Source organism: Halococcus thailandensis JCM 13552, from assembly GCF_000336715.1.
GTDB lineage: Archaea > Halobacteriota > Halobacteria > Halobacteriales > Halococcaceae > Halococcus > Halococcus thailandensis.
This window is the reverse complement of sequence record NZ_AOMF01000042.1, coordinates 1-3299: the sequence shown is the minus strand read 5'-3', so window position 1 is coordinate 3299 and position 3299 is coordinate 1. Positions and strand designations below refer to the sequence as shown.

The window sequence follows — 3299 nt, the reverse complement described above, 5'->3', positions numbered from 1 at the left end:
CTCGTCCACGAGATCTTGGTGCGCCGACCGCGCCATGTCGATCTCCTCGTCGCTCCGTCCCGTCGACGCGAGCGGAGCCGTACTCATCGTCGATCACCCGCCCAATAGGGGGATATAAACGATCGCCGTACAGCCGCTCTATATCCCATCAGTAGGTGTTTGAAAATGCTTTTCGCATAATGCGGGTTCCGGACCGCAACCGCGCCAGCACCGCGATCGCGCCGCTCCGCACCGCACAAGAATCCTCGACCTCCGGTCGAGCCATAGCCCGACCGCGTACCCGCCCTCCGCGCCCGGCGGCGCGAAGCGCCGCCTTGCCCACCTCCATGGTCCTGCTCGCGCGCTCCGCGCGCTGCGCGGGCTTTCACAGGCTGTTGGATCAACCAGCCATCGCTCGCCCGCCCACGGCGCTCACAGCGCGCTCTCGCTTCGCTAAGGATCGAAGCGAACGTCGTCCGCCTAACATCGGCGTTCTGTACGAAACGCCTATGTCGACGGTGAGACAACACCCAGCCGACCCGCGCCCACCAAAATCTTCCCACAGATGTCGGCGGGTCGGGTCGGCCCGTGCCGTTCTCGCGGGCCGACTTCACGTTGTGCTTAGCTACGCCTGTCTCGGCGAGATGTTATAAAACCTCATGTCTGAAATGGAAGCAACTATTTCACTTCTTTCTCATGATAACCACACATGCAAAGTATGTTGCAAATTTCGCTGCTGCTCGGTGGTGTAGAAACTCTAATCATCATGGCGATAATGGCAGTTATAGGCTTCTTTGTCGGAAGATGGGGATATCGAGACGCAAAAAGCCGCAGCAGCAACTGGGCATGGCAATGGGGCGTTGGGGTCGGGATTCTGCTCATTCCAATTGGTCCCGGACTCATATTACTCGCCATCTATTTCCTAGCAAGAGGCGACAAGAGCCAACCAGATAGCCAAACAACATAAGTACAATTTCACCCTGTAAGCAGCCATTCTCCTATTCACAGGCCATAGTCACGGCAGCACACCTATATCTCGCGCATAGACAATTCCNCCAGTTGCTCCACCAACCAGCACGCTCACCAGTAATCCCGGTGCAAGGATTAGCACCGCAACAAGCACTATCAGATACACCACCAGCGCACCAGCCGCTACGTAGCCTGCCGGCTTCGCCAGCCGACCCACCAGCGCCCGGGTGCGCGCCGCCTCGGCCTGTTCTCGAGCTAGCCCATCCTGTTTACTCTCCCCCGCCGACAGCCGGCGCTCAAGACCGCTCACGTCCTCGCTCACACTCTCCATGCTCTCGACAGTCGCCCGCGCCTCGACTGCTCCGCGAAGCTCCTTGACGCCCTGTTTGGCTTCCTTCGATCGCTCCCGCGAATCCTCGCTCTCCTTCTCGACCGAGCTCACCCGATTGAAGTATTCATCGTGGTGGTCCCGAATGTGCTCCAGCTGGTCGCGAACATCCTCGACCTGACTCTTGTACCGACTCAGCTTTTTGCGGTAGCGCTGAACCGACTCCTTAGCTTCTGTGCCCTCCTTGTAGCCCTGTTGGGCGAGATCAGCGATCTCCTCGCGAGTCGTCGGCGCCAGTAGCTCCTCAGCATGATCTTCGACCCATGCCTCACCTTTCTCGCTAAGCTTGAACCGCCGAGATTCCCGCTCAGGATCATCACGCACCGCCTCAAGAACCAGTTCGGCAGGACCGAGATGCCTCTCCATCCGATAGGACCCCTGCCGATTATCGTCTAGATCTGCAGCATCTCGGAGTGCTCCCGAACTCACCCAGCCACCGCCTCGAAGCGCGCGCAGTATCTGCTGGGATGGTCCATCTATCTTGTATCCATCCACCGAGAGTTCCCCACTCATAATCACTCATATCTCGACCGAAATACCCCTTAAACCTTCGTGGTGAACCGAACGTTTCGGCCCCATTTCAGTATGTACGAAGGCTTAACGCGCGCGTAAAGCCCAGCGATTTGTGACACAGACGATTGAGCCGATTGAGAAAAAGAGAAAGTGCCCATCTGAGCGNACGAAGGCTTAACGCGCGCGTAAAGCCCAGCGATTTGTGACACAGACGATTGAGCCGATTGAGAAAAAGAGAAAGTGCCCATCTGAGCGTCCAGCAGCGAGCCATCATCCGAGGGTCTACCGCGCTGACGAAACACGACTGAGGGTCAGGGCCAAAGCGAGCGACGACAAACTGAGGGTCCACCTGAGTGCAGCAGCTACCAATCCCGAGGGTCCACCTTACCGATAGCTCTACGCTCATCCTGCATCCGCCATCAGGGCGAGGCGATCACGCGCCTCCTGTTCTGTTGAGCATGGTGGTGGATCTAGATCTCCCATCATCCAATCTACTGCTACCGTCATCCGGCGTTCTGTCTCCCGATCTAACTCGTCCCACCAGTTCATTCTACGCGCTGACGGCACGTCCCAGATCGGCATCCGCTGGCCCGGGCAACCTTCCGTTCCTGCATCGCATTTCTCGTCGTCCTGGAACGGCTCAGTATCGTCCTCATCGTCAGTTCCCTCCGGTTCGACTGCTTCAGCAGCCATCCGTTCTATCGTCTCTAAGGCTCCCTCAGACAGCTCCTCCTCTGGATTGAACCCACCCGGGTAGATGTCACCGAACCAGCGCAGCGCCTGCTCGCCGTCGGCTATCGCCGTGTGAGAAAGCAGGTACATCGCGAGGCCCGCAACATCCTCGTACGACGATGGGTGCGACAGCGATCTCATCGCATCCAGCGTTCGCACGCGCTTCGCAACCCAGTCGCCTTGCTCCGGCTCGAACTCCGGCGCGGTCGCTATCTGATGAACGTGCGGCGCTACCTCAGTCGCCTGTCGCCACCCCTGTCCGTACGTCTCGCGCAGGTATTTCCACTTCTTGTCGGCCACTCCCGCCTCGCTCGCCGCGCGGAACTCGCCATCCAGATCGTCCGTTGTTCGCCACATATGCAGCAGCGCGCCCCCACCGGTCACGCCCGCCTCTTGCGCGAGCTCGTACGACTCCGAACGCATCCCGTCGACGCGCGAGATCGTCCAGTCATCCTTCTGTTCCGGCGAGAACATCGCATGGATCAGCCGTCGATCGAGGCCGTCGTCCTGCGCCCACCGATACGCCTGAATCCGCTTCACGATCTTCTTCGCCGTCTCTCGCACCCATTCCCACCAGCACTCGGGGCAGCGACGTAGCCCACAGTGGGATTCGCTGAATATCGGTTCCCCACATTCGTCGCAGACGTGATACGGATACCAGTTCCCGCACGAATCCGGCTGACTCGCCATCCCCGGAATCGAGTACGACGTATCAGCC

Annotated in this window: 2 protein-coding genes; one reads left to right on the top strand and one right to left on the bottom strand. The window is 59.2% G+C overall.

Translation table 11 applies throughout. The features are described from left to right. Positions 1-688: 688 nt before the first annotated feature. Positions 689-946, top strand: coding sequence for a hypothetical protein (locus tag C451_RS21585; protein WP_152420347.1), 258 nt, complete (start codon positions 689-691; stop codon positions 944-946). Between the two features lie 1305 nt (positions 947-2251). Here C451_RS21585 and C451_RS02210 read toward each other — a convergent pair. Next, the coding region (locus C451_RS02210; RefSeq protein WP_007737178.1) for a hypothetical protein at positions 2252-3299 on the bottom strand (1048 nt) is incomplete at its 5' end.